This is a genomic window from Chelativorans sp. J32, assembly GCF_000518985.1.
GTDB lineage: Bacteria > Pseudomonadota > Alphaproteobacteria > Rhizobiales > Rhizobiaceae > Chelativorans.
In genome coordinates this window covers 40,418-67,224 of record NZ_JAEQ01000016.1, presented here as the reverse complement: position 1 = coordinate 67,224, position 26,807 = coordinate 40,418, and the positions used below count along the sequence as shown (strand labels likewise).

At 60.1% G+C, this 26,807-nt stretch carries 23 protein-coding genes and 1 pseudogene; 4 read left to right on the top strand and 20 right to left on the bottom strand.

Annotation, left to right across the window (positions count from 1 at the left end; all coding sequences use genetic code 11):
- Positions 1 to 60: 60 nt before the first annotated feature.
- The 5 genes from CHEJ32_RS0118295 to CHEJ32_RS0118275 form a co-directional block, all read right to left on the bottom strand.
- A complete protein-coding gene (locus CHEJ32_RS0118295; RefSeq protein WP_028035082.1) occupies positions 61 to 1,695 on the bottom strand; it encodes an ABC transporter ATP-binding protein in 1,635 nt (544 codons plus the stop codon).
- Positions 1,696 to 1,748: 53 nt separating this feature from the next.
- Entirely contained in the window at positions 1,749 to 2,744 is a 996-nt protein-coding gene (locus CHEJ32_RS0118290; RefSeq protein WP_028035081.1) for a flavin reductase, read from the bottom strand.
- 95 nt (positions 2,745 to 2,839) lie between these two features.
- The gene (locus CHEJ32_RS0118285; RefSeq protein WP_028035080.1) at positions 2,840 to 3,595 is read right to left on the bottom strand and encodes a GntR family transcriptional regulator; all 756 of its coding nucleotides are present in this window, start codon (positions 3,593 to 3,595) and stop codon (positions 2,840 to 2,842) included.
- A 158-nt stretch (positions 3,596 to 3,753) separates the two neighbouring features.
- Complete coding sequence (locus CHEJ32_RS0118280; RefSeq protein ID WP_028035079.1) at positions 3,754 to 5,403, bottom strand: ABC transporter substrate-binding protein; 1,650 nt, start codon at positions 5,401 to 5,403, stop codon at positions 3,754 to 3,756.
- A 91-nt stretch (positions 5,404 to 5,494) separates the two neighbouring features.
- Positions 5,495 to 6,841, bottom strand: a complete 1,347-nt coding sequence (locus CHEJ32_RS0118275) for an LLM class flavin-dependent oxidoreductase (protein WP_028035078.1) — start codon at positions 6,839 to 6,841, stop codon at positions 5,495 to 5,497.
- A gap of 348 nt (positions 6,842 to 7,189) precedes the next feature.
- Between CHEJ32_RS0118275 and CHEJ32_RS0118270 the strand changes: the two genes are divergently transcribed.
- From CHEJ32_RS0118270 to CHEJ32_RS25270, 4 genes are all read left to right on the top strand, one after another.
- The gene (locus CHEJ32_RS0118270; protein ID WP_245261186.1) at positions 7,190 to 8,221 is read left to right on the top strand and encodes an ABC transporter permease; all 1,032 of its coding nucleotides are present in this window, start codon (positions 7,190 to 7,192) and stop codon (positions 8,219 to 8,221) included.
- Position 8,222: 1 nt separating this feature from the next.
- Positions 8,223 to 9,110 (top strand): ABC transporter permease, encoded by an 888-nt coding sequence (locus CHEJ32_RS0118265; RefSeq protein ID WP_051469749.1) that lies wholly within the window; start codon positions 8,223 to 8,225, stop codon positions 9,108 to 9,110.
- A 101-nt stretch (positions 9,111 to 9,211) separates the two neighbouring features.
- On the top strand, positions 9,212 to 10,426 hold the full coding sequence (locus tag CHEJ32_RS0118260) for an FAD-dependent monooxygenase (RefSeq protein ID WP_028035075.1): 1,215 nt from the start codon (positions 9,212 to 9,214) through the stop codon (positions 10,424 to 10,426).
- Positions 10,427 to 10,450: 24 nt separating this feature from the next.
- A complete protein-coding gene (locus tag CHEJ32_RS25270; RefSeq protein ID WP_051469748.1) occupies positions 10,451 to 11,848 on the top strand; it encodes an MFS transporter in 1,398 nt (465 codons plus the stop codon).
- 117 nt (positions 11,849 to 11,965) lie between these two features.
- Here CHEJ32_RS25270 and CHEJ32_RS0118250 read toward each other — a convergent pair whose 3' ends face one another.
- The 15 genes and pseudogenes from CHEJ32_RS0118250 to CHEJ32_RS25255 form a co-directional block, all read right to left on the bottom strand.
- Positions 11,966 to 12,586 carry an isochorismatase family protein gene (locus CHEJ32_RS0118250; RefSeq protein WP_028035074.1) on the bottom strand — a complete coding sequence of 207 codons (621 nt, stop codon included), beginning with the start codon at positions 12,584 to 12,586 and terminating at the stop codon, positions 11,966 to 11,968.
- Between the two features lie 69 nt (positions 12,587 to 12,655).
- Positions 12,656 to 13,687, bottom strand: coding sequence for a leucyl aminopeptidase (locus CHEJ32_RS0118245; protein WP_028035073.1), 1,032 nt, complete (start codon positions 13,685 to 13,687; stop codon positions 12,656 to 12,658).
- A 37-nt stretch (positions 13,688 to 13,724) separates the two neighbouring features.
- Complete coding sequence (locus CHEJ32_RS0118240; RefSeq protein WP_028035072.1) at positions 13,725 to 14,516, bottom strand: alpha/beta fold hydrolase; 792 nt, start codon at positions 14,514 to 14,516, stop codon at positions 13,725 to 13,727.
- An 11-nt stretch (positions 14,517 to 14,527) separates the two neighbouring features.
- The gene (locus CHEJ32_RS0118235; protein ID WP_156936746.1) at positions 14,528 to 15,229 is read right to left on the bottom strand and encodes an Asp/Glu racemase; all 702 of its coding nucleotides are present in this window, start codon (positions 15,227 to 15,229) and stop codon (positions 14,528 to 14,530) included.
- A 155-nt stretch (positions 15,230 to 15,384) separates the two neighbouring features.
- Positions 15,385 to 16,056: a TetR/AcrR family transcriptional regulator gene (locus CHEJ32_RS0118230; RefSeq protein ID WP_028035070.1), complete on the bottom strand. Its 672-nt coding sequence runs from the start codon at positions 16,054 to 16,056 to the stop codon at positions 15,385 to 15,387.
- Positions 16,057 to 16,354: 298 nt separating this feature from the next.
- Complete coding sequence (locus CHEJ32_RS0118225; protein ID WP_028035069.1) at positions 16,355 to 16,705, bottom strand: cupin domain-containing protein; 351 nt, start codon at positions 16,703 to 16,705, stop codon at positions 16,355 to 16,357.
- Positions 16,706 to 16,742: 37 nt separating this feature from the next.
- Positions 16,743 to 18,250 (bottom strand): annotated as a pseudogene (locus CHEJ32_RS25265) (tripartite tricarboxylate transporter permease).
- A 10-nt stretch (positions 18,251 to 18,260) separates the two neighbouring features.
- A complete protein-coding gene (locus CHEJ32_RS0118215) occupies positions 18,261 to 18,716 on the bottom strand; it encodes a tripartite tricarboxylate transporter TctB family protein (RefSeq protein WP_028035068.1) in 456 nt (151 codons plus the stop codon).
- A gap of 136 nt (positions 18,717 to 18,852) precedes the next feature.
- Entirely contained in the window at positions 18,853 to 20,283 is a 1,431-nt protein-coding gene (locus tag CHEJ32_RS0118210; protein ID WP_028035067.1) for an aldehyde dehydrogenase family protein, read from the bottom strand.
- Positions 20,284 to 20,297: 14 nt separating this feature from the next.
- Complete coding sequence (locus CHEJ32_RS25260; RefSeq protein ID WP_051469747.1) at positions 20,298 to 21,809, bottom strand: UbiD family decarboxylase; 1,512 nt, start codon at positions 21,807 to 21,809, stop codon at positions 20,298 to 20,300.
- An 84-nt stretch (positions 21,810 to 21,893) separates the two neighbouring features.
- The gene (locus CHEJ32_RS0118200) at positions 21,894 to 22,871 is read right to left on the bottom strand and encodes a tripartite tricarboxylate transporter substrate binding protein (RefSeq protein WP_028035066.1); all 978 of its coding nucleotides are present in this window, start codon (positions 22,869 to 22,871) and stop codon (positions 21,894 to 21,896) included.
- A gap of 115 nt (positions 22,872 to 22,986) precedes the next feature.
- Positions 22,987 to 23,955, bottom strand: coding sequence for a tripartite tricarboxylate transporter substrate binding protein (locus CHEJ32_RS0118195; protein WP_028035065.1), 969 nt, complete (start codon positions 23,953 to 23,955; stop codon positions 22,987 to 22,989).
- 43 nt (positions 23,956 to 23,998) lie between these two features.
- Entirely contained in the window at positions 23,999 to 24,547 is a 549-nt protein-coding gene (locus CHEJ32_RS0118190) for a 3-phenylpropionate/cinnamic acid dioxygenase subunit beta (RefSeq protein WP_084032852.1), read from the bottom strand.
- Positions 24,540 to 25,901 (bottom strand): aromatic ring-hydroxylating dioxygenase subunit alpha, encoded by a 1,362-nt coding sequence (locus CHEJ32_RS0118185; protein WP_028035063.1) that lies wholly within the window; start codon positions 25,899 to 25,901, stop codon positions 24,540 to 24,542. Before CHEJ32_RS0118185 ends, CHEJ32_RS0118190 begins: the two co-directional genes overlap by 8 nt.
- Before the next feature lie 25 nt (positions 25,902 to 25,926).
- Complete coding sequence (locus tag CHEJ32_RS25255; RefSeq protein WP_051469746.1) at positions 25,927 to 26,736, bottom strand: FadR/GntR family transcriptional regulator; 810 nt, start codon at positions 26,734 to 26,736, stop codon at positions 25,927 to 25,929.
- Between the last annotated feature and the right edge of the window lie 71 nt (positions 26,737 to 26,807).

Sequence of the window (26,807 nt, the reverse complement as noted above, 5' to 3'; positions counted from 1 at the left end):
CCTCCTCAACTTCGCCGCCTGTGTACTGTGGAAGTCGGCCCGTTTGATCAGCGCTGACAATCAGGCGGCCGCCGGCTTCCACTCCTTGGCCGGAATGGCAGCGATGAGCCGGCGCGTATAGTTGTTTTGTGGCGCATGGAATATTTGAGACGGGCGACCATATTCGACCACGTCGCCCTTATACATCACCGCGATCTCGTCGCAGAACTGGCTAGCAATGCGAAGATCATGTGTAATGAAGATCATCGCGATTTTCATTTTATCCTGGATTTTGGCGAGAAGCTCAAGAATCTGCGCCTGAATCGAGACGTCGAGGGCAGATACCGCCTCGTCCGCCACAAGCACGAGCGGATCGAACATAAGGGCCCGTGCAAGGCCGATGCGCTGGCGTTGCCCGCCGGAGAACTCGTGAGGGTAACGATCATACGCGCCAGCATCGAGCCCAACGAGTTCAAGCAAACGCAGGGCCTTCGCCTTACATTCGACTTGGCTGATACCGTGCGCCATCGGCCCGACCGTAAGAATCCTCCCAATCGTGTGACGCGGGTTAAGCGAGGCGAAGGGATCCTGGAAGATCATCTGGATATAAGGGCGCATGGGCCGGAACTGGTCTTCTGACAGAGCTGCGATGTCCCTGTTGTTGAACAGGATTTGGCCGCTGTCGCTATCCATGAGCTTCACGAGAAGCCGACCCAAAGAGGATTTGCCCGAACCGCTTTCGCCGACGATGCCGAGCGTCTGCCCCTTCCGCACCGCAAGATTGACGTCGTTGACTGCCCTCACCGTGCGTGTGCGGCTGAGAAAACCACCGCTGTGGTAGACTTTGCACAGATTGCGCGTCTCCAGGACGATCTCAGGTTCTTTTTCCTGTTCGCGATCCCCTTCCGCCATTTTCGGCACCGCCGCGATGAGCCGGCGGGTATAAGGATGCTCCGGTGCGTTCAGAACCTTTGAGGCGGGGCCCTGCTCTACCAGATGGCCCTTCTCCATCACGATCACTCGGTCGGCGATCTCCGCCACGACGCCGAAATCATGAGTGATAAACAGGACGCCAGTGTTCTTGCGGCGCTGAATGGTGCGGATCAGTTCCAGGATCTGTGCCTGCGTCGTCACATCAAGGGCAGTGGTCGGCTCGTCGGCGATCAGGATATCGGGATCGAGCGCCAGCGCCATGGCAATCATCACGCGCTGACGTTGGCCGCCGGAAAGGCGGAACGGATATTGGTGGACGAGGACATTTGGATCGGGAAGGCCTACCTCTTGCAGGAGGGCTATCGCCTTTGTCTTCCTGCTTGCAGGCGTACCAACATTATGCGCCGCCATAACCTCGGTGATCTGCTCGCCAATGGTCATCACGGGATTGAGCGAAGAGAGCGGATCCTGAAAGATCATCGAGATTGCGCGCCCACGCAAATCCCGCAAGGTCTGCTTGTCCGCCTCGAGCAGATTCATGCCCTTGAAATGAATAGCGCCGCCGGCGATACGCATCACGGGTGACAGAATGCCCATGACAGCTTGCGCGGTGACCGACTTTCCCGAACCGGACTCTCCGATAATGCAGAGGATCTCCCCAGCCTTGAGATCGAAGTTGATATTCTTCACCGCATAGTTGCGTTCCATGCCGACGGGCAGGTTGATCGTCACGTCGCGCACCGAGAGGAGCGGCTGAACAGCGGCCTGGCTTTTGCTCGTCATCGTCGTCACCTTCGGTTACGCAATCACGTTCGTTTTCGCGCAGCTTCCTATTCTCATGCCGCGTGATCCGTCTCATTGGGGTTGGCCAGCCCGTCGATGAAACGGATCAGGACGTCCCGCGTGATGGCAAGCCTTTCCACCGGAATGCCAGCGAACTGCTCGGCTTCATAAGCGGCTACGCGCCGCCGGATGGATCGGGCAAGTGCATGCCCCGACTCCGTAAGCGATAACAATCCCGCACTGTCGGTTTCCACGTGCGAGCGTTCGGAAAGCTGAGCGAGAGCGTCCGCTACCTTTTCCTCGGTCAGATAAACGCGGTCCGTCAGCGCCTGTTTGGAAAGGCGCGGGTGACGTTTCAACTCGGACAGGATGCGGCTCTGGGCAAGCGAAATATTTTCCTCGCGTCGATGGCGGTCGAACGCCGCTGAGGAATAATGGTGCGCTAGATAGAGCAACGTGGTCAGCGGTTGCTCTTCCAGCGATTGGCCATGTTCGGTCGGCGTTACAATGCTGTCGGCCGCTCGGAATGCCGGATGCTCGTCAACGACGCCGTACTGACCTTGCGCATAGAGCAGCGGCTTGCCCGCAAAGCGCCGGTGATGCAGCACGCGGCCAACAAGGATGATGTGATCGCCGCCATCATGGATCGTTTCCGTCACGCATTCGATTGTCGCCAGCGCTCCAGCGATAATTGGTGAGCCGCCAATGCCGGCGTTCCATTCGAGATCGCTGAATTTGTCTTCGCTCGAACTTGAGAGTTTTTGCGAAACGTCGATCTGGTTTTCGGCAAGAATGCTGACAGCGAAATGGCTTGAGTTCCTGAAGGCCTCGAAGCTGCGCGAAGTACGCGCGATCGACCAGAGCACGAGCGGGGGGTCGAGCGAGAGGGAGGAGAAGGAATTGGCGGTTACGCCAACGGGACCCTCCGGCGTTGCCGTGGTGATGGCTGTGACCCCGGTCGCGAACTGCCCTAGTGTCCTACGGAATTTTTTCGGATCTTCGGCCGGATTACCCTGTTCGAGGAGTTCCGGAATTTTCGAATCTTTCATTTACTCCCTCTTGGAGGCTTCTGGCCGCGCCGGGTTATTATCTTTGTTAGAAGAGCGCGACGATCCGGTGGTCATCCCCTGGTTGTCGCGGCATTTTATGCCGCGGAATCTTTGATCTCGCGATCGCCCCCGCGAGCGGCGGGGCGCGCCACGCGCTCAAGGACATTGACAATGACTTCGGCTAGGTGTTCCCGCATGGCGCGCGCGGCCCCTTCCGGATCACCCCTTTCGAGGGCGTCAACAATTGCGTCGTGATGTTCCGCCGCACTCTGATTCAGCGGCTCGCGTTCGTTCGCGTAATTGCGGGCGCGGCTGACATGCCACATCACCGTTTCATGCATCTTGGCGACTGTCGCATTGCCGCTGCCAAGGACGACAGCGCGATGAAACTCGTCATTGAGCGCGTAATATTTGGTCGTCTGGCCGTTTTTCGCCGCCTCTTCCATGGCCTTGTGCAGGCGCTTTATCTGCTTCAGCGCCGCCGGCGGTTGCAGTTCGGCCACTTTCATCGCAGAAATCTGCTCCAGACCGCTCATCGCTTCCAGCTTTTCGGCCAGATCAGGCGTGTTGAGAGGGGTCACGACTGCACCGATATGCGGGACGAGCGTGACGAGGCCTTCGACCTCAAGGATCTTCAGCACGTCACGCAGCGGCGTACGCGATACGCCGAATTCCTCGCACAGTTCCATCTCCGGCAGACGCTCGTCGGGAGCCCAGCGATTGAGGACGATATCTCGCCGGATATGAGGCAGTATCTGTTCGTGTATAGGTTCCTTGGAAACAATGCGTGTCCTGCTGCCGGTCCTGCGTGATATCGCCGGTTGTCTGCCAGCTCTTTCCTTGCCCGCCAATGCGCTCTCCTACTCGAAATTGCCGTTCTAAAATATGGTCTGCTTCGCCGGCTTCGCTGACAAATTTCGTATATTGTATAGGAATTTGCGTCAATCTGGGTCGACCGGGGGTTAATCCCCGTGGCACTACCGGCGCCACGGGGAAAGGTCCTGCAAGTTTAGGCCCGGCTTTCCTCGCCTTCCTTCCAGTAGACATCGCCGTAATTGTAGTTCGATTCCGCCGCCCAGCTATGCAGATTGCCGAAAGCGGGATTGTAGGCCGAGAAGGCAGCATTCTCGTAGAGCCACACGAGCGCGGCATCATCGCAGAGCACCTCTGACACCTCCTTGTAAAGCTCCGCGCGTTTTGCACGGTCCGGGTTGGAAGCTGCCCTCGTCAGGAGATCGTCGACCTTGGGGTTGCGATAACCAATTCCGTTGGTGAAAGGGACCGGACGGATATTGCTCGAGATATACTGGCGCTGCATGCCCATTGCCGGATCGGGCCCGGTGGTAAGGCTCTGCACATACATATCGAAATCGCGCTTGATATAGACGGCCTCACTAGACGAAGCGTCATCGATCGCCCGAACCTGCGCGTCGATGCCGACTGCCTTGAGCTGCTCGGCAATGATCTGCGCCGTCTTTACATTTGCCTCGATGGTGCGAGTGACAACGATTCCGGCCTTGAAGCGTATGCCATTGCTGTCCCTGGCAATGCCCGCCTCGTCGAGAAGCTTGTTGGCCGTCTCGGGATCATAGGGATATTGGCGGGTCTCGGGATTGTAGGCCCACCCGATCTGACTGGAGATCGGACCCGTCGCCACCTTGCTGAGGCCGAAATTTGCCTTGTCGATGATGAACTGGCGGTCGATGGCATGAGTGATCGCCTGACGGACCCGCACGTCGTTATATGGCGCCCTGTCGAGATTCATCATGAGCTCGACGATCGAGCCCCAGGCGTTGTGCCCTTCGCCAACCACCGTGATATTCGGATTTTCCCGCAGCGTCGCTACCATGGAGGGCGGCAGATCGAAGTAAGCCAGATAATCGACTTCGCCCGCTTCCAGAGCCCGCACACGCGATGACGCTTCCGGAATGAAGCGCGACACGATGCGGTCGACATAGGGGCGATCCTTGCGGAAATAGTCCTCGTTGCGGACGAGCACCACTTCGCGACCGCGTGACCATTCGGAGAACCTGAACGGCCCCGTACCGACCGGCGCGGTGTTGGCCGGATTCGTCATGACGTCGGTGCCGTCATAAAGATGTTTCGGCTGAATGTAGCTTTGGCTCGCGATGAAGGTCAGAAAAACGTCGTTGGGTGACTTCAGCTTGAAGATGACAGTTGCCGGATCCGGCGTCTCGATGGTTTCCACATATTGGCCGAGCGCCTTGCCGATATTGTGGAATTCAAAAAGCACTTTTTCGAAGGTGAACTTGACGTCTTCGGCACTGAAGGGTTTTCCGTCGTGCCATTTCACGCCTTCCTCAAGCGTAAAGGTATAGAGCAGGCCGTCTTCTGAGACTGCCCAAGATTTCGCCAGGTCGGGTGCTGGCGTGAAGTCGGTTTTCAGGCCAATGAGCTTGCTGAGCACCGGGTTCGAGATGAGCTTCGTAGCGGCATCGGTCGTGATATTCAGATTGAGGTGCCGCGGCTCGCTGCCTGACCCGACGAGGAATGTCCCGCCGTATCGCGGCCCGTCAGCGGCCAAGGCCAAGCCCGGTATCGACAAGAAAGGCGTAGCGGACAGGGCTGCAAGGCCTTGCAGAACAGCCCGGCGGGATAGGCAGGCTGCAGCGGCATCGAATTCGTCGCGCTTTCTCATGATTACTCCTCAGTGTTCCCCAGTTTTAATTGTTCACGAGATCGAGGCGTTTCGGCGATCCGAAGATCGCCGGGAGCCTTTCAGCGTCTTATCACGCAGAGTTTCTGATTCTGTTCGCAGGATGCTCCGGACGAGCGAGCCCCAGATTCTCGCGCAGCGTCTTGCCTTCGTAATCTGAGCGGAAGAGGCCACGGCGTTGCAATACCGGCACAACCTGATCCAGGAACTCGTAGAGGCCGTCCGGGAAAAAAGGAGCCATGATGTTGAAGCCGTCGCAGGCGCCGGCGTTGAACCAGTCCTCCATCGTGTCAGCGATGCTTTCCGGAGTACCACAGAGCTGCAGATGACCAGCCGCTCCGGTGACCCGCATGTAGAGCTGGCGAATGGAAAGATCTTCCTCCCGTGCCATGCGCAGAAGCGGATCACGATGGCTTTTAACGCCATCGAGCACCGGAAGATTGTCTGGGAGGGGACCGTCGAGCGGGTATCCGGAAAGGTCCCCGAATGTGCGGGCCAGCATGGCAAGGCCGACTTTCGCATGGATCAGGTTCTGGATGCGTTCGTATTTTTCCCGGGCCTCCTCCATCGTGCGCCCAATGACGGGCATGATGCCGGGCATTAGCAGGGCAGCGTCAGGCGAGCGGCCATATTTCGGGAAGCGGCCCTTGACGCTTTGGTAGAACGCCGCCGCATCTTCCCGCCTCTGCTTAGCGGTGTAGATCAGGTCCGCCGTGCGGGCGGCAAGCTCCTGCCCGGGCTCCGAAGATCCGGCCTGCGCGATCACCGGGTATCCCTGGATTGGACGGGCGATGTTCAAAGGTCCGCGAACCGAGAAATCCTCCCCCACGTGGTTGAGGACATGCATCTTCGCAGGATCGAAATAGCGACCGCTCGCCTTATCGCGGCAGAAGGCATCATCCTCCCAGCTATCCCAGAGCCCGCGCACCACATCCACAAATTCCTCCGCACGTCCGTAGCGGATGGAGTGTTCAAGGTGCTTCTCACGGCTGAAATTCTTCGCCTCCGCCTCGCTCCAGGATGTGACGACGTTCCAGCCCACACGACCGCCGCTGATATGATCGAGCGAGGCAAACTTGCGCGCGACGTGATACGGCTCGTTATAGGTCGTGGAGGCAGTTGCGATATAGCCGATGCGTTCGGTCACGGCTGAAAGGCCGGCAATGAGGGTCAGCGGCTCAAACTGATCGATGCGACCGCTATAGCTCAACGCGTCGTCATCGCTCGCCGCAGTGCGCACCGCGATACCATCGGCAAGAAAGATGAAATGGATCTTTGCCGCCTCGGCTGCCTGAGCCATTTCCTTCCACAATGCAAAATCAAGCGCTGCATCGGCGCGGGCCTCCGGCAGTCTCCAGCCTGCCGGATGTGTTCCGTTCGACACCAGGCTGAGCCCTAACTTCAATTGCCGATTGCTCATCTGCTTAAAACCCTCTCTTGGAATCGCCAGCGCCGGTCCCGCGACGCACTCTCGGCGGCGACGCCGATCTCGCCTCAGCGCCCAGTGCATAATGTATATTGTGCACGAGGTGAACTAAAAAGGATTTTCGCCGGATGTCAAGCGGCTCATGATGGCAGCCTCCACAACGCCAAATTTCAAACGGCAAAAGGCATATTAATCAGCACGTTCACAAGCTTCAGATATCTGCCGGCCGAATTGGAACTTGTGAATGGATGCAGGTTGTGCTCGGATAAAATACGTTATACAATCTTGGAGACGAGCCGGCCTGAAGCCGGACGGGAACAAGGAAACGTGAGGGGAATATCCGTGTCCACAGACATCGTGAACTCGGCTCCACCAGCCGAGGAAAAGGGGAAGCTGGCGGACAGACTGCGTACAATTCGGTTCATCGGGCTAAAAATCCTGAGCGCCATTCCGATGCTTATCGGCGTCATCACCGTCAATTTTATTCTCGTGCATATCGCACCCGGGGATCCTATCACCATTCTAGTGGGCGAAACGGCACCAACAGAAGAGCAGGTCCAAGCTCTTTATGCCAAGCTTGGCCTCGATAAGCCGCTCTACGTTCAATACTGGGAGTATCTGTTTTCCGTCTTCAGGGGTGATCTCGGCTACTCCTATGTCATGCAGGCGGATGTGGTAGACCTGATCGCAGCCCGCATCCCGGCCACCGCCATGCTCATGCTGACCTCGCTGATTATTTTCACGGTGGTCGGCGTGGGGCTTGCGGTTCTGGTAGCGCGCAGGCCTCGCTCGATCTTCGACAGTATTGGCTCTTTCCTCGCCGTAATCGGCTATTCGGTCCCAGCATTCTGGCTGGCCCAGATCGCGCTCGTCGTTTTCGCGCTGAACCTTCGCTGGTTTCCGACGAGCGGCATGACCAGCAGTCGCCATGCTTATGAAGGATTGGCCTATGTAGGTGATGTGCTGCTTCACCTTTTCCTACCCGCCTGCGTTCTCGGAATGCGCTATTTGGCGATCAACTTTCGTTATGCACGCGCCTCCATGCGCGATGCGCTTTCACAGGATTACATCACGACCGCGCGTGCGAAAGGGTTGAGCGAGGGCCGGATTCTTCTCCACGCATTCCGCAACGGCGTCCTTCCGATCATCACCGTGTTCGGCCTTAACGTCACGGATATCCTGGCCGGCGCCGTCCTGACCGAGATCGTCTTCGGATGGCCAGGTCTCGGCCGCCTCATGTACGACGCCATGTATTCGCGTGATTACCCGCTGCTGATGGGCATGTTCGTCTTCGTATCGATCGGCATCATCATCACCAATCTAGTCATCGACATCGTCTATAGCATCTTCGATCCGCGTGTGGGGCTTAAGTAGGATGAGCGTCAAGAATACCGACACCGTTACTGGCCTTGGGAAAACTCCCTTTTCCGCCCTCTCATCAGGCTTGGCTTCCCTACGGCTCGATGGCCCTTCGTTAATGGCGCTTCTCACGCTCGTGGCGATCGCCGTTTTTGCCCTGGTCGTACCTCCCTTTCTTGGGGACGTGAACTCGATGGGCGCGGATTCCTTCGCCCCGCCGAGCCTTAGCCATCTGATGGGGACGGACGATTTGGGACGGGATGTCTTCAGCCGCTTTGCCCACGGCGCGCGCATGTCGCTTTCGGTTGGCGTGCTGGCGGCTCTGACCGCCTGCATCATTGGTATCGTGCTGGGAGCGATCGCCGGCTATATGAAAGGAGCGGTCGACGTGGTGCTTATGCGCATCGCCGAGCTGTTCCAAGTCATTCCGCGCTTCTTCCTCGCGCTCCTCGTGATCGCGTTGTTCGGCGCCAATGTGGTGTTCATCATCCTCACCATCGGCCTCCTCGGCTGGCCAGAAGTGGCACGCATCACGCGCGGGGAGTTCCTCAGCCTGCGAGAGCGCGAATATGTCTTGGCGGCACGGGCTGGCGGGCAATCGACACGGGCGATCATCTTTTCCGAGATCCTGCCGAACGCCATGCCACCCCTGATCGTGGCCATGACGATGCAGGTATCCTCAGCAATCCTGCTGGAGGCGGGCCTGAGCTTCCTCGGCCTGGGGGATGCCTCAAACCCGAGTTGGGGACTGATGCTGAATGAAGCACAGCAGTTTCTGACAACAGCGTGGTGGATGGCCGTTTTTCCAGGCCTCGGCATCCTGGTCACCGTCGCCGCATTGAATGTCTTTGGCGACCATTTGACGGATGTTCTCAATCCGCGACTGCGAGGAGCTGGGGGCTAGAACCGGCGTGCAGCTAATCCGCCCCGTGGAGAGATAGTATACAATATTAAAGATTCGTTATGCGGAGATGCTCCGCTGCGAGCGAACTTTGGATGTGTAGAATGCGGAAATTGAAAGTAGGAATTATCGGCGGCGGCATCGGTGGGGTTGCCTTGGCCGCCGCACTGCGCGCTCATGGCTTAGAGGCGCATGTTTTCGAACGTGCGCCCGCCTTCGGCGAGGTGGGTGCAGGCATTCAGATGACGCCGAATGCGGTGAAGATTCTGAGGGCACTCGGGATATTCGATGCTCTCGAAAGGGTGAGCTTCCTGCCGCAGAACATCATCGGCCGCGACTGGAGAACGGCTCGCGAGATGTGGCGCACGCCGCTGGCTCGTGACTGTCCGCGCCTTTATGGCGCGCCGTTCTTCCATGTTCACCGGGCCGATCTGCACCGGATCCTTCTAGAAAAGGTCGATCTTTCGAAAACGCAGCTTGGCATCCAGTGTACCGGCGCCAGGCAGGAGCGCAACACAGCCATCGCTTCCTTCGCCGATGGAAACGAGTTCGAGGCAGATGTGATTGTCGGGGCGGACGGCATTCACTCCACCATCCGGAAATCGCTTTTCGGCGATGAGCCGCCCCGTTTCACCGGCAATATGTGCTGGCGTGCGGTCGTTCCGTTCGACACCCCGCCCTTCGACTTCGTCAGTCCGGACAGCTCCTTCTGGCTTGGCCCCAAGGGGCATGTGGTTACCTACTATGTCTCCGCCGGCAAAGCGGTGAACATTGTCGCTGTTATGGAGAGCAAGGACTGGGTTGCCGAATCCTGGAACGTTCCATCCACTCGCGAAGAGCTTCTCACGGCGTTCCGCGGCTGGCATGAAAATCTCCAGAAACTTTTCTCGCGCACGGATGAGGTCTTCAAATGGGGTCTGTTCGACCGCGACCCAATGCCAGCTTGGACCGTCGGGCACGTGACGCTTCTGGGCGATGCGGCTCATCCGATGCTGCCGTTCCTTTCGCAGGGAGCAGCCATGGCCATTGAAGACGGCTTTGTGCTTGCCGGATCACTTGCAGACACGGCATCTCCTGCCGAAGCACTACGTCGCTACGAAGCGCTGCGCCGGCCGCGCACCACCCGGGTACAGCTTGAGTCCCGTGAGCGCGGGCGGACCTATCACCTGACCTCCCGTTTTGCTCGCCTTAAACGGGATCTCGGCTATCGGTGGCGCAACCTGGTCAATCCGCAGTCGAGCGGTCTCGGTGCCAACTGGGTCTACGAATACGACGCCGAGAAGCAGCTGCGTACGGAAGCGGTTGGCCAGCCAGCCTAGTTGCACGCCACTCGGATATTATCGTTGAAGAACGGCGAACCGGAAGAACCCGCTCAGGAACCGTCCGTTGTTGTCCTGTTTCTCGGAGTCGCTGTTCCGCTGCTCCTTGGGATGATGGACCAGACGATCGTCTCGACCGCGCTATACGACATATCGCGCTCGTTCGCTTCGTTCGAACTGGTCAGTTGGGTGGTGATCGCCTATCTGGCGGCAAACGCGATTTCGGCACCGCTCTATGGCAGGCTAGGCGATGCAATCGGCCGCCGCAGGATGATGTGCATCTCGTTAGCGATCTCCATGGCAGGGAGCGCCGGCTGCGTGCTTGCGCCAAGCTTCGCGTGGCTTGTTATCGCGCGGGCAGTCCAGGGACTCGGCGGCGGCGGGTTGATCGCGCTTGCTCAGGCGCTCGTCAGTCAGGCTTTTGAGCCGCGACTGCGCGCGCGCTTCCAAGGATATCTGGCGACGGTCGGCATGAGCGCCAGCACGATGGGGCCGGTGCTCGGCGGCATTCTTACGGAAGCATTCGGCTGGCGCGCGATCTTCGCGCTCAATCTGCCGCTCGGGCTACTGGGGCTGATTCTCGTATTGCGGCTTCCACCCAGGAAGCGTCCCCGCGACGAGCTACGTATCAACGGCCTGAGCGTGGCGCTTCTTGCCGCTTCGATGCTCCTCCTTCTTGCGTTGACCGCCCCGGGGATCGGAGCGCTCCAGACACGCTGGACCGCCGGCACCCTTCTTGTCGGCGCCGGCATCGCAACTCTTCTGTTTTTTCGGCATGAAGGCCGGACCAAGTACCCGTTGTTTCCAATCGTGTTCCTCCGGAACAAGTCGATCCGGATGAGCTGCGCGCTCGCTCTGTTTCACGGGGCGCTCTACGTTTCTCTCTTTACCTTCATTCCTGTCTATTTCGGTGCGGCCCGCGAATTCTCCGCGGCTGAATCCGGGCTTCTGCTTCTGCCGGTAACCCTCGGCGTCGGAATGGGGTCGCTTTTGACAGGCTATCTGGTCAGCCGTACCGGCCAAATGAATCTGTTTCCCGCCGCGGGTCTTGCGATCGCATCGATGATCCTGATCGTCATCGGCCTTTTTACCGCCCAATTTTCTGTCGCGGCTCTTGCGGGCCTTTTTTCTCTCGTAGCGCTGGCGCTTGGCACGGTAATGGGCGTGGTGCAGCTCATCGTACAGATCGAGACCGGCGATGGTATGCTCGGCATTGCTTCCGCAAGTGTCCTTCTGGCCCGCTCGCTCGGAGCTTCCATCGGAGCTGCTGCCAGCGGATTGGTGATCGGGTCCTCTGCGGCAATAGACGCCGGCTTCTCATGGCTTTTTCTACTCGATGCGTGCTTTGCCCTTTGCGGAATGCTCTTGGCTTGGCTCATCCCGCATGGCAGGATCGGGAAGACTGAGCTAGGTCACTCGTAAAATCGAGCCACCGGCGGCAGGCCTTACGATTTGTGCGGCGCCCAACCAGTCCACCCGAATCGCACCACCATGTTCTCCCTGGCAGCGGCAGGCAACTCTGACTACCAAAAGGACGGTTTACAGCTCCACCAGCCATCGATAAACATCGCGCGCGTCAACAACATCCGCATATTTCTGCTGCATATCATAGAGGTTGGCTAGGTGGGGCGCCTCTGCCCGGTCGGCACAGCAATCCGCAGGCACAAGCACATTGAAGCCTGACTGCACCGCATCCACGACCGTCGCGCGTACGCAACCAGACGTCGTCGCCCCGGTCACGACCAACGTATCCACGCCGGCGCCCGTCAGCAACGCGTTAAGCGTGGTGCCAAAAAATGCCGACGCGCCCTTCTTTACGATGATCGGATCGCTGGCTTGAATGCCTGTGGCGGCGTCAATCTCCACCAGGCGGCTGCCCTTCAGCAGCGCCCGCATGCCGGCTGCCTTTTTTAGCCACGACAGCATCTCAACCTCGCCCGGCTGATAGGAAATCGTCGTGTAGATCACGGGAAAACGCCTGGCTCGCGCCGCATCGGTCAGCTGGCGGGTGGCCGCGATTTGCGCCGACATATCAGCGGCGGTGGGATATTGCGGATCGGTAAACCCGTAGGAAAAGTCGACCACCACGACCGCTGGGCGCCTTCCGCGCGGTACCGACTGACCAAATCCCGCCTTAGCGTAGACCGCTTCCTGGGACATCTAGCTTCCTCACTCCAGAAGTTCCCTCACGCCGGAGATCCGGCGCGCAGGAAAGATTGGGTCAACGCGTTACGCGCGCGCCATCTGCATTTCCTTCACGACGATGTCTCCATCGATCACGATGGGTTCGTCATCGAGGAAGAGCGAACAATTCCGCATGGGGATGTCGAGATGGCAGGGTGTGTCGTTCGGGCCTCCCAACTCGTTATTGGGGCCGGTCGAGAACATGACGTTCCCGTAAAAGCTCCGCGGCTCCATGCCCATTCCGCCAGGAAACTCCCCAGGTACCATGCCGTGCCATTTTGCATTCGGGTTCATGCCCCAGCCGACATGGCTCATGCCCTTGCCGCGCTCGTCATTGAATCCGGCCATGTAGGATTTGACGAGTTCGGCATCGAGCCCGCCACGGATGTCCTGGATCCAACCCTTCTCAACGGTATAGATGATCGGCTCACGCACATACATATTCTGCGGCAGGAGAATGTCACCGGGTGCGACGACGATCTGCCCGTCAACGCCATCATCGTCCCCGCCCGTGAAGACGAAGCCAGACGGCCAGTGATCCCAGCGACCAGGCTCATCCGTGCAGGCGTATTCGGTGACGGTAGGATACTTGTTGAGCTTGTAGGTCACGTCCGTACCATGCGGGGAGGTGATCCGCATGACATTGGCTTCGGCTAAGTATTTGCCACCAATCTCAACTTTCTCGCGCAGCTCCTTCGAAGGGAGCATGCGTGCCAAGAGTTCCGGCGGCTCCACCGCGGTCAGAATGCGGGTGCCCGCATTCTGAATGGCGAATTGCTCGGGCGAGAACAGCAGGAACACGCAATCGATCAGCATGTCACAATTCTTCAGGGCCTCGACCGCGTCCGGTAGTGCTGCCAGCCCGGTCACGCCGACATTCCAGCCGCCGGTCGGCAGTGGAGCTGGGAGGCGCATGTGATACATTCTCGCGCCGAGCCGCTGGCCCGCAGCCATAAAGGCGTCGGCATAGTTGAGCCGCTCATTGCCCTGAGTCAGGACAACGAGCCGCTCGCCCTCATGTACACCCGACATCTTGAGTTGGTGAAGACAGATTTCCGTAAATGACGCTTGATCCATTTCCGTTCACCCTCGCTTTTGTGGTTTGTGCTCCGTTTCAGGCAATGGCGGGATTGAAATCCACGACCGCCTTTAGGAAGCCGTCTAAGTCGTCCCAGGGGATCATATGCCCCGCACCCCTGACCGTTCTCACCTCGATGCCAGGCGCGAGCGCCCGGATTTCCGCTATGTCCTCAGCCTGGATAACCGGCGCGCCGCCGGCCACAACGAGACGCATTGGCAATGCCAGATGCGGCAAATCGGCGTGAATATCGTCGGTGTGGAACCCACTATAAGCGGTCTCGATCGCGTCGAGTTGGCAAGTGTGCAGCCACTCCGCGCGCAATTGCAGTTGCTCGTCGGTCCAGGTAGGGCAGAATCCGCGCATATCCTCGGCAGAGCAGCCCATCAGGGCCATTCGGATCGAGTCCTCATACCAGTCCCAAGCCGAGGGATAGGGTCGCCGTCCAGGCCCGCTGACCGGCGGGTCGACAAGAATCAAGCCGGCGAAGGACTGTGGATTTTTTCGCGCCGCGCGGATCGCGGCGCGTGCGCCCATGGAGTGGCCGAGCAGTATTGGTTTTTCGAGCTCCGCAGCTCCAGCCACAGCGATCGCGTCGTCAGCCATGGCATCCAGGGAATAGTCCAGATCACCTGCTTGGCTGAGCCCTCTGCCCCGCACGTCCAGAACGTGCACGTCGAAGCGTTCCGCCAGCCGTTCGGCGACGAAGCCCCAGGTGATCGCGGGCGAGGTAATCCCCGGAACGAGCAGCATCTGCGGCCCCGGTCCGGCATGATGGATTAGATGCTGGCGAATGCCATTGGCGTGAACATTATATCCCCTGCCCAAGACTGCCTCCCTCAGTATGCGCCAGAAAGCAGCGTGCCGCCCCCTGGCACGCGCGTGGGCAGGTCAAGGGCCTTCAGCATCGACCAAGTGGTGGCAATCGCCGCGCTTAACACCGGCTTTCCGGTCATCGCCTCGGCCATGGGAACAGCGGCAAGCGAAGGCATCTGCACGCAGGCCGAAAGGACCACCGCATCGACATCTTCTGTGGGCATTCCCTTGAGGATGCCGGGCAGGTTCATCGGGTCGTGCGCCGCGACGGCAAGGTTGTCCTGGATCTCCAGCGCACGCCAGGCGCTGACCTCGATGCCCTCATTGCGGATATAATCCACCACCATCTCAGTCAGCGGCTTCATGTATGGCGCGACCACGGCAATTTTCTTCGCGCCGATCGCCTTGATGCCCTCGACCAGCGCGCCGGCGGATGTCACCACCGGGGCGGCGGCGCCGTTATCGACAGTTACTTTGTGCAGCCGTTCCTGCGAAGCCCGGTGATAGCCGTGTCCCATAGACATAATCGCGACTAGGCAGGCATAGCCCATAACGTCCACCTTAGCGTCGCTGAGCTCGAGTGCGCACCGGTCGCTATCGCCATCCATGGCCGACAGCTCCTCCTTGGTGACATGCTTCATGCGCATGCGCGAAGAGTGGAAGGTGAACCGTTCAGGCGCCACGGCTTCACGCGATCGCAGCAAAGCGGGGATTTCCGTTTCCATCGTCACGTTGGAACTGGGCACGATCTGCCCGATCCGGAATTGTTTCATACTCTCCTCCTGACGCCAGGCCACCGCATTAATTATTCATGCGTATAATTATATCGGAAAATGTCAAGGCGCAAAAAATTGCGCGCGGCTTCTTCAGTGATTACGCGTTAGCTTACCGGAGTACGCAGGCCCGCTGACAAAAACCGGACAAGATGGTCGAGCAATTCTTCCTTGCCGATCTCCGCGAGACGCCCCTCTGTCAAATCGCTGAGCCGCGCAAGGTCGTTCAGCATGAAAAGATAGGCGCCGACGAGAAACGCCCATCGCGTGCTTATGACTTCCTTTGGAATTTCCGGGAGGATGGAGCCAAGCGCAGCGATATATCGCTTAACGGAGGCATCATATACCTCGCGCCGGAGACGCAAGGCGTGTTCTTCGGGCTCGGCATGCAGCCGCGCCTGCATTCGCACGAAGGCAGCCCCGCTTTCACCGGAATATTTCATGTCCCACTGGGGTTTGAGATATGCGTGGACAATCTCTTCCACCGTGGGCGGCTCGGGCCTATCCAGGAGCCGATCGAGGTTCACATGGCGATGCCCCGAAAGGATCCCGCCGCGCCGACGGAAGACTTCGTCGAAAAGATCCGACTTCGAGCCAAAATAGTACCGGATCAACGCTTGGTTCACGCCCGCGCGCGCTGCAACATCGCGCACCGTCGTGCCTTCGTATCCGTTCTCCGCAAAGGCAATCTCTGCATGATTGAGGATCGTCTCCTTCAGCGAGGTATCCTCTTTGGGGCGCCCTGGCCTACGGTGCCTCGCGATCGCTGTTTCGTTCACCCGATGGCTCCTCGACATTGAGAAGCTTTGCCTAACGCTGCGAGAACCTGATTGCAATGGAGGCTAGTTTATTATGCAAAATGCATAACTGTATGCATTCGTTTGAAGTCGGGGTGTGTCGAACACAGGCCGTCAAGCGATCGAAATGACGACCTTGGAATACGCAAGCGCTTCCGCGTTGAAGCAGCCTTTCATGCTGGCATCCGGAGCGCATCAAAAATTGCGGGGATTTGCTCTCTCACGCTCCTTCATAATCGACAGCTGCCAAACCCGCTTTGCGCTGAGGCTCTGCCGCACATCACCGATAGACAACATAGTGCTTGCGTGTGACCTCGTTCGTTTCCCAGACACCCTTGAAGCCCGGGCGGACGATGAAACTATCACCCGGCCTGTATGTGACGGGCTTGCCGCCCTCCTCAGTGATTGTGAGGGCGCCGGAAACGATGGTGCAGAACTCCCACTTGCCTTCATAGTCCACCCGCCACTTCCCCGGGGTGGCTTCCCAGACGCCGGAGACGAGCTTGCCGTCCACGGCGCGCTCCAGGTTCCAGATGGTGAAGCGCGGATCGCCGGCGAGAGTGCGTTCGCCCGGCACATCCTCGCGCGGCGTGACCCCGTCGAGGGAAAAGGGCAAAAGCAGATGGGACATGATGAACCCTTTTGGTGGAAGGTGGGAGCGTGGCGGGTCAATCGTCCGCCACGAAGACTTCCTCGCGCTTTCTGCGCACGGTCGGCAGCACGAGCACGAGGAGAACGATGAAGGCGAGCACCAGGAGCGCGGCGCTGATCGGGCGCTCAAAAAAGATCATCGGATCGCCCCGCGAGAGGATCATCGAACGCCTGAGATGCTCTTCGAGCAGCGGCCCGAGGACGAAGCCGAGGAGAAGCGGCGCCGGCTCGCATTCAAGCTTCACGAGGATATAGCCGAGTACGGCGAAGCCGATGACGAGCAGGAGGTCGAATGTGCTGTTGTTCACCGTATAGGTGCCGATGACTGAAAACGCGATGATGGCCGGGAACAGAATGGCATAGGGAATGCTGAGCAGCCGCACCCACAGGCCGACGAGCGGAAGGTTCAGGATCACGAGCATCGCGTTTCCGACCCACATGGAGACGATGATGCCCCAGAAGAGTTCGGGATAGTCCGTCATCACCTTCGGTCCCGGCACGATGCCCTGGATGACCATCGCGCCGATCATAAGCGCCATCACGGCGTTGGATGGAATGCCGAGGGTAAGCATGGGAATGAAGGAGGTCTGAGCACCGGCATTGTTGGCCGATTCGGGAGCTGCCACGCCCTCGATCGCGCCGTTGCCGAAACGGCTCGGGTCCTTCGAGAGCTTCTTTTCCATCGTGTAGGATGCGAAAGAGGAGAGCAGCGCGCCTCCACCGGGAAGAACGCCGAGGAGGGAGCCGATCGCGGTGCCGCGCAATATCGGGGCAGCCGAGGCCCGCAGCTCCGCCCGCGTCGGCAGCAGCTTGCCGACTTTTGCGACTTTGGCCTCACCCTCGTTGCCTTTTCGCTCGAGATTGCGGAAGACCTCCGCAATGCCGAAGATTCCGACGGCGATTGCCACGATATTGATGCCGTCGGCGAGCTCGATAATGCCCCAGTTGAAGCGGGGCTCGCCTGTGTAAAGATCGGTGCCGACCAGGCCGAGGCCCAGACCCATGAAGATCATCGCAAGCGCCTTCAGCACTGTCCGTGTGCGAGCGCGATAGAGGAAATCAGGCCGAGCACGATCAGCGAAAAATATTCGGCCGGGCTGAATTGCTGCGCGATCAGGATGAGGAGCGGCCCGAAGAGCGCAACGAGCAGCGTAGCAACACTGCCGGCGAAGAAGGAGCCGATTGCCGCGATGGCGAGGGCCGGGCCCGCCCTGCCCTGCTGCGCCATGCGGTAGCCGTCGATGGCCGTCACTGCCGCCGATGCCTCGCCTGGCAAATTGACGAGAATGGCTGTGGTCGAGCCGCCATACTGTGCGCCGTAATAAATGCCGGCAAGCATGATGAGCGCGGAAGACGGCTCGATGGAAAAGGTCAGCGGCAAGAGCATCGCGATCGTCGCCGTCGGACCCAAGCCCGGCAGAACCCCGACCAGGGTGCCAAGCAGGGCGCCCAGGAAGCAGTAAAAGATATTGACGGGCGTGAACGCGACCTCGACGCCGAGCAGGAGATGCGAAAAGATATCCATGAAATGCCCCTCAGACGCCGAGAAGAGAACCAAAGAGCGGAATCGGCAAGCTCAGGCCGTAGATGAAGACGAGCGTGCAGAACGCAGTAAGCGCAAGCGAGATCAGGAGCGCACCCTGCAGAGATGTCTCGCGGCGTGCCTTGGCGGCGATAAAGACGAGGAGCGCCGTGGCCGGAACGAAGCCCAACGGGCGAAGGCCGTAGGTAAAGATCAGGATAGCGACGGAAAGGAGCACGATCGCGCGCCATGGCAGGGCGCGGAAATCGAAGGTGGTGCGCTCGCGGCCGCTGAACATCACCGCCACGCCCAGCAGAACAAGGCCGCCGCCGATCATGATCGGGAAATAGCCGGGGCCCATCCGCAATGCGGTGCCGATCTCAAGCGTCTCCCAGGCATCGATAAACAGAAACGCGCCGAACAGGCAGAATATCAGCCCGGAATAGAGGCTTTTCTTATCGGATATCATGGTCGTCCCTCAACGCTGCCGTCACGATCCCGTCCATGGTTTCCTCCTCAAAGCTCTCCCTCGCTGCCGGAGGGCCGCTCTTCCGTCATCCGCTTATAGCGGGAGCGTAGGAGCGGCCGTATCAAGCGGCGATGCGTCATGGCGCGACGTAGGACGTCTTCACCGAGGTGTAGAATTCGACCGCATAGCGTCCCTGCTCGCGCGAGCCGTAGCTCGACGCCTTACGGCCGCCGAACGGCACGAAATAGTCGACACCCGCGGTCGGCAGGTTGACCATCACCATTCCTGCTTCGCTGTTGCGCCGGAAATCGGCGGCTTTCGAAAGCGACGTGGTGCAGATACCGCTGCTCAGGCCGAAGGGCGTGTCATTGGCGATATGCAGCGCTTCCTCATAGTCACGCGCGCGGATCACCGTGGCCACGGGCCCGAAAATCTCCTCGCGGCAAATCTGCATCTGGTTGTCCGCTTCGGTGAAAAGCGCTGGCGCAAGATAAAAGCCCTGCTTCTCCCGATTGAGGCGCTCGCCGCCGTGAAGCAGCTTCGCACCTTCCTTGCGGCCAATCTCGATATATCGCAGATCCTGGTCGAGCTGGCGCTGGTCCACCACGGGACCGATCGTGGTACCGGGCTTGCGTGCATCATCCACCACCTGATCGCGCAGCATTTCGGCAAGCCGGCTGACAAATCGATCGTGGATGCCCTCTTCAACGATGAGGCGGGAAGATGCGGTGCAGCGCTGACCGGTGCTGAAGAAGGCGCCGTCGAGGGCGACGCGCGCGGCCACGTCCAGATCCGCATCGTTGAGGACGACGAGTGGGTTCTTGCCGCCCATTTCCATCTGCACCTTGCCGCCGCGTGCGGCCACCGTCTGCAGGATATGCTGGCCAGTCGAGACAGAGCCGGTGAAGCTCACAGCATCGACCTTGGGGCTCTTGATGATCTCCTCGCCCACCACGGAGCCCCGGCCCATGACGAGGTTGAAGACCCCTTCGGGAATGCCTGCACGTTTGATGATCTCTGCCAGCGCCCAGGCCGAGCCCGGCACGAGGTCGGCAGGCTTGAAAACGACTGTGTTCCCGTAAGCAAGTGCCGGCGCGATCTTCCAGGCGGGTATCGCGATCGGGAAATTCCACGGGGTGATGAGACCCACCACGCCGACGGGCTCTCGCGTGATCTCGATTTGGACGCCCGGCCGTGCGGAGTCCAGCTTCTCGCCGGGAATGCGCACCGCTTCGCCCGCGAAGAAACGGAAGATCTGGCTTGCACGCATCACCTCGCCGGTAGCTTCGGCCAGCGTCTTTCCTTCCTCGCGGGCAAGAAGGTCTGCAAGCTCTTCCTTGCGCGCGGCGATCTCCAGCCCCACCTTCTCCAGAATCTCGGCCCGGAACTGCGGCGTCGTACGCGCCCAGGCGTGCAGAGCAGTCTCCGCCGCATCTATGGCATCGCCCACCTGGCCGGCCGAGGCACGGGAATAGAGGCCGATCACATCGCCTGTGTCGGATGGATTGATGTTCTCGCTGCCATCGCCTTCGACCCATGCGCCGGCAATCAGATTGGCAAAGGGCATTTCGGCCTCCGTCGTTACTCTTTGTGAAAATGGGTTTCGGCCGGCGGGGTGCCGGGAAGGCCGAGCTCGCTCCAGCGGCTCACCACGCGCTCATAGACCGACTTGCGCAAATAGGCGCGCTTGGCCATGGTGGCGCGGAAGCGGTGCGGCTCGCAGGCATCGATCAAGGCCTTCGAGCCGTAGGGGCGAACATCGGGCGCAAGGCTGGGATCCGTGCGATAGGACCAGGTCTTGCGCAGTATATCGATGTCGTCGCTCGGATTGCTCCGGACACTCATCGCCCACATGACCTGGTTGATGTCGGTCGGATCGACGTCGTCATCCACGGCGATGATCCAGCGGATGCAATAGGCTGCGGCGGGGCTTTGCGCTGCAAGCGCCAGCACCTGCGCTACATGCCCCGGATAGAGCTGCTTCAGCGAAACCACCATGAGGCCCGCGGCGGAAGCCGAGGCCGGATAGACGTAGACGCCGGTCACTCCGGGAACGCCCATGCTTTCCAGATTGTCCCAGACACGCGCCGACCGCATGATGGCGTGGTATTCGCCAATCTCGCAGGAGGGATAGGTGGCCATCAGCGCCGCTGTCATGATGGGCGAGCGGCGATGGTGGATGCGATCGACGGTGATCACCGGCCGGCGCTCGGTCTTGCCGCTGTAATAGCCGTGGAACTCGCCAAGCGGTCCCTCCTGCTCCAGCTCTCCTTGATGGATATGGCCTTCGATCACGAATTCCGCGCGCGCGGGGATCGGCATGTCCACGAGATCGGCGGCGGTCATCTCCACAGGCGCGCCCATCAGCCCGCCGGCGACGTCGAGCTCGGACTCGTCATGGCCGAAGACCTGCGTGGCGGCGATGAAGAGCGCCGGATCGATGCCGTATGCCACGACCACTGGGCAGGGTTTTCCACGCGCCCACCAAGCTTCGCAATTCTGGGCGCCATGCCGGCCCGGCACCATGTTGATGCCGAGCTTGCGCGGCCCGTGCAGCATCTGGCGATAGACGCCGACATTGATGACGCCCGTATCCGGATTGCGGATGAGCGTGACGTTTCCCGTACCGGTGTAGGGACCGCCATCCCCCGGCCAGAAGGTGGGCGAGGGATAGCGGGTCATGTCGATCTCGTCGCCCGAAAGCACGATTTCGTTCACCGGCGCCTCATCGCGCGCGATCGTTGCGGGCGGCAGCCGCCGCTTCATGATCTTGCGGGTGGCAGCAACCAGATCGCGAACCGGCAGCTTGGGATCGAGCCCCACGGTGAGCGCGTAGCGCTCCTTGCTGGCGGCAAGCATGTTGATGAGCACCCGTGCATCGCTACGGTTGTTCGCGAGCGTTTCGAACAGCAGTGCGGGTGCGCCAACCTGGCGGGTCGAAAGGAGCGTGATCGCCGAAAGCTCCTCCTTTGGGTCGACTTCGGCCGAAATCCTGCGCAGTTCTCGCTGCCGTTCCACGAGGGCAAGCCAATCGCGGAGATCGCGCCAGCTCTCCCCAGTTCTTTCCTGCGCGGCGGGCAACCGATCATCCATGATTTGCTCGCTCCCATTGACCCCGGTGTGGATTGTGTTGATTGCGGCCGGGCATGTGCGTCCGGCTGCGTGGCGCTGCGGCCGCTACTGACGCAGACCCGCCGTGTCGATCACCTTCTTCCAGCGCTCACGCTCCTCGTCGTAGAAGGCTCGGAATTCGGTGGCCGTCTGCGACACGGGCTCGTAGCCGATCTTGCTCAGCTTCTCCCGCACCTCCGGCGATTGCGAGGTCTTCACGTAGGCTGCGTTGAGGCGGTCGATGATCTCCTGCGGCAGGTCCTTCGGACCGAAGATGCCGTTCCAGCTCGTCATGGAAAAACCCTCGACGCCGGCCTCGTCGAGGGTCGGCACGTCAGGCAATTGCGACATGCGATAATTGCTGGTGACGGCCAGCGCCTTGATGCTGCCGGCCTGGATCAATCCCATTGCAGGCGGCATGTTGGCGAACATCACCTGGACAACGCCGGCCGTCATGTCCTGAAGCGCCGCGGCGGCGCCCTTATACGGAACGAGCGTGAACTTGGTGCCCGTCGCCTGCATGAACATTTCGGCGGTCAGGCGATCCGAGGTCGCCGTACCGCTGGAAGCGACGTTGAGCTCGCCGGGACGCTCCTTCGCATAGGCGATCAGTTCCTCTACCGAATTGACCGGCAGATCCTTGTTGATCACCACCACATTGGCAAATTCCGCAGGCCTTGCGATGAAGGTCAAATCCTTCTGCACGTCTACGGGGAAATTGGATTTCATGAGCGGCGGAATGAGCTCACCGCCGAACCCGTCGGACAGGATGGTGTAGCCGTCCGGCTCCGACCGGACGACCTCCATAAGACCGATCGTGCCATCGCCGCCGAAGCGGTTCTCGACCACGATGGTCTGGCCAAGCTCCTTGCCGAGCGCTTCCGCGTAGATGCGCGACAGGAGATCGATCACTCCGCCGGCCGGATAGGCGACGACGATGCGAACAGGGCGGGACGGATAGTCCTCTGCCCGAACCGACGTGGCGGCCACGGAGAGCCCCAATGCCACCGCGGCGGCCACGAGAAGATCTGTAAATCTTGCCATGGAAAAAACCTCGAATGTAGCGGCTGCAGGGCATATCCATCGAACAGCCCCGCGCCCGCAGTTCGGGCGGATTCCGCCCAGCTCCTCCCCGCCTTCTACAGGCGGCCCCAACCGATCAGTTTTGCAGGCCGGCCGTATCGATGACCTGCTTCCACCGATCACGCTCCTTGGCGAAGAACGCCTGGAACTCCTTCGACCCCTCGCCCACCGGCTCGAATCCGACCTTGCGCAGCTGTTCCTGAGTTTCGGGCCGCTGGACAGCCTTGGCGATAGCGTCGCTCAGCTTGTTCTGGATGTCCTCGGGCAGGCCCTTCGGGGCGAAGATCGCGTTCCAGCTCGTCATCGTGAACCCCTCGACGCCCGCCTCTTCCATCGTGGGCACGTCCGGGAGTTGCGGTACGCGGTAAGGACTGGTGACCGCGAGCGGCTTAAGGCTCCCGCCCTGGATCAGGCCCAGCGCCGGCGGCATGTTGCCGAACATCACCTGGATCACGCCCGCCGCCAGATCATTGAGCGCTGCGGCACCGCCCTTATAGGGCACATGCGTGAGCTTCAGGCCCGTGTGCTGCATGAACATCTCCGTCGTGAGCCGGTCCGACGTCGCGCTGCCGCTGGAACCGAAATTCAGCTCGCCCGGACGCTCCTTCACATAATCCATGAACTCCTTGACGGAGTTGACCGGCAGGTCCTTGTTGACCACCAGCACATTGGCAAACTCGGTAGGCCGCGCCACAAGGGTGAGGCTTTCCTGAATGTCTACCGGGAAGTTGGACTTGATGAGCGGCGGAATGAGCTGACCGCCGAAGCCTCCCGCGAGAAGCGTGTACCCATCGGGCTCGGCCTTGACGACCTCGAGCAGACCGACGGTGCCGTCGCCGCCTGCCTTGTTCTCGACGATCACCGACTGGTTCAGCTCCTTACCCAGCGCTTCGGCGACAATGCGGGACGCGAGATCCGTGACCCCGCCCGCCGGGAAGGCCACGACGATGCGGATGGGTCTTGACGGATAATCGTCTGCCGCCTGGGCGGCAAAGGGAAGCGAGAGGGCCAAGGCCAATCCCGCGAGGAATTTCGAAAGCTTCATCGTTCCACTCCAGAGTTGGCCTGCTCGGGTTTGTTATTGGACTTCAGAAGAAGGTGGTCAGGTTTTTTGCGAGCAGGACGGATTGATCGAGATGGACTTCCCGGCGCGCGACTTTCCACGCGCCATCCACCTTGCGCACGCGATCGAAGCGCTTCCCGACAAGGAAGTCGGTCTCGACTTGTCCGCGATTGCGGTAGAGCATGAAATTGAGCCGGACCTGGACTTCCCGCGGATCGGAGAGGTCCGGCGATATCTCCGCCAGGCGAATATTGGTCAGAAGGTGCGTGGTGCGCGAGCGCGGCTCCTCAGCCCAGTGGAGGCCAGTCGCGATCTGCTGTACCCGCTGGGTCAGCGTCTCCTTGCCTTCGTCCACCCAGCAGGTGTCCTTGAACTCCTTCGTCCGCTCAAGCTCCGCCTGGTCATAGCGCACATTGCGCACGATCGGGACATAGACGCGGATGTCCTCGGTCAGGAGTTCAAGCCACTCCTTGAAGCGGCGTTCGTCGATGAGAGAAGCTTCCTCGAACAGGAACTGCTCGATCTCACGCTGAAGCAGCAGTTCCTGAAGCTTTGCATCCTGGCTCTCAAGCATCGCTGCGCGCCTCCCCATGGGCCCGGCTGGCGGCCATCAGGCCATCCCAATCGCGGCCTTCCATGAATTCGAGATAGCGCTTGTAGTAGGCGCGGGCGTTGCCTTCCGAATACTCGCCGTTGTTCCAGGCGCCGCGCAGCTCCGGCACCGGTTCGGCATAGCCCATGCCCATCTGGTAATTGTAATGATAGCGGCGCGCGACATGGCCGGCGCTTGCCTCGGTGGCATACTGCCAGTTCTCCAGATCGTCGGATTCGGTCATGCCGCCCGGGCCGGAATAACGCATGTAATAGTGGCGCGCCGCATCCTTGAGCGCCTGGGGCGAGTCCCGATCGACGAGGAAAATGCGCCACATCTCCATCTCGGTGGGGCTGATCGGGTGGAAGACGGCGATGGTGCGCGGCTGGCGGCCGTGGAAGGACATGTTGGGGAAGATCGTGCCGACGCTGGTATTCACACGCAGCCTGTCGCCTAGGTTCTTCAGCCGGCGGTCGTAGACCTCTTTCAAATAGTCCTCGATTTCCGGATGGTTCTTGAACGTCTCCTGGTAGGGAAACTCTTCGCGATATGGCAGCGTGCCGATGATGCCATGGCCGAGATCGTCGAATGAGACGGTGGTTCGGCCGATCGTCTTGTCGCGCCGGCCCTTGCCACCGCTCGGGCCGATACCGACCAGATCCACCGAGCGGTGGCTGATGTCGTGGTACATATCGCCAATGAAATTTTCCGGCGCGAATTTCCAATTGCACTTCACGCGCCACTTCTGAACGCCGCCGATCATCTCCGATCCGCCTGGGCTGCCATCGCGATGGTCGAGCGCGGCGTCCAGATAAACCTTCATGTCACCGAGATAATCGAGGAAGTCGGGCGCGTTGGCGTCCCAGGTGGCCCAGATCGTGCCTTTGTAATTCACCACCTTGGGGCAGTAGATGAGGCCCCAATTCTTCTTGTCGAGCTTCTCGTGATAATAGGGACCGAAACCCGGGACGCCCACCAGCTCGCCCGGGACCTCGACCAGCCGGCCATCCGTAGAATAGCTCCAGCCGTGGTACGGACAGGTGAAGGCTCGCGTGTTGCCTTGATCGTAGCGGCACACCTTCATGCCGCGATGCATGCAGCTGTTGAGCAGGACATTGATCTTGTTCTGCCGGTCGCGCGTCAGAATCACCGAATCCGTGCCCATGCGGGAGACGAAATAATCGTCCGGATTTGGGACGAGATCCTCATGCCCGATGAACAGCCAGGCGCGTGAGAAGATCTGCCCCAGCTCCTGCTTGAAGATCTCGTCGTTGACGAAGATTTCCCGGCTGATTGTTCCGTTCTTCAGGTCGACCAGTGAACTGAGATTGGTCATTCTTGCCCCTTGGAGTTACGCAACGCTACTTCTGCTTCTTCTTTGCAGTTGCAACGGCCTTTGGTGCCGCCTTGCTGCGACGAGCAGGCTTTGCCGCCTTCAGACGGCCAGACGCCGCGACATTTGCCTTTTGAGAATTCTCCATCAGACGCAGCCGGGTGTTTTCGATGTGCCGCCGCGCGCAGATTCGAGCCATTTCCGGATCGCCCTGCTCGATCGCCAGATAGAGCGCCTCGTGTTCGGCTTGGGCCGCGCTGCCTCGCCCGGTGACCCTGGAGGAGCGCTCTCGCGAAACGGTGATGTTCTCCAGCAGGAAGTCCCGGAACGTATCAAAAAGCTTTGGATAGTAGATGTTGTGGCTGGCGGCGCAGATGCTGGAATGAAAGCGCACATCCGCCTCGACGCCTACACGGATGTTGCCCTCCGCCATCGCTTCCGCCATCTCGTCCAGAGCGGCGCGCATGGCGGCAAGATCCGCGTCCGTACGCCGCTTCGCGGCAAGCCCCGCCGCCTCGACCTCGAAACCCTGACGCAGTTCGACGATGGGCAGGATCGCTTCCACCGCCGCGTTCGGATCGTGATCGATCTTGAAGGCCTGTGCCTGCCTGACCGAGGTGACGAAAACACCGAGCCCCTGCCTCGTGGAGACAAGCCCATCCGCCTTGAGGCGCGAGACCGCCTCGCGCATAACGGTCCGACTCACGCCGAACAGCCCCGCCATGACGGATTCGGAAGGCAGTGCCTCGCCTACGACATAGCGTCCACCTAGGATCTCGTCCCGCAAGGCTTGCGCTACCTTGTCGCTCAGGCTTTGTGCGGGCTGAATTACCTTCATAGCGGGCTCACACTCCTCTTTAGGACCAGAGGAGAAGGATAATAGGCTTATCATACAAGTTGGGCAAGCAT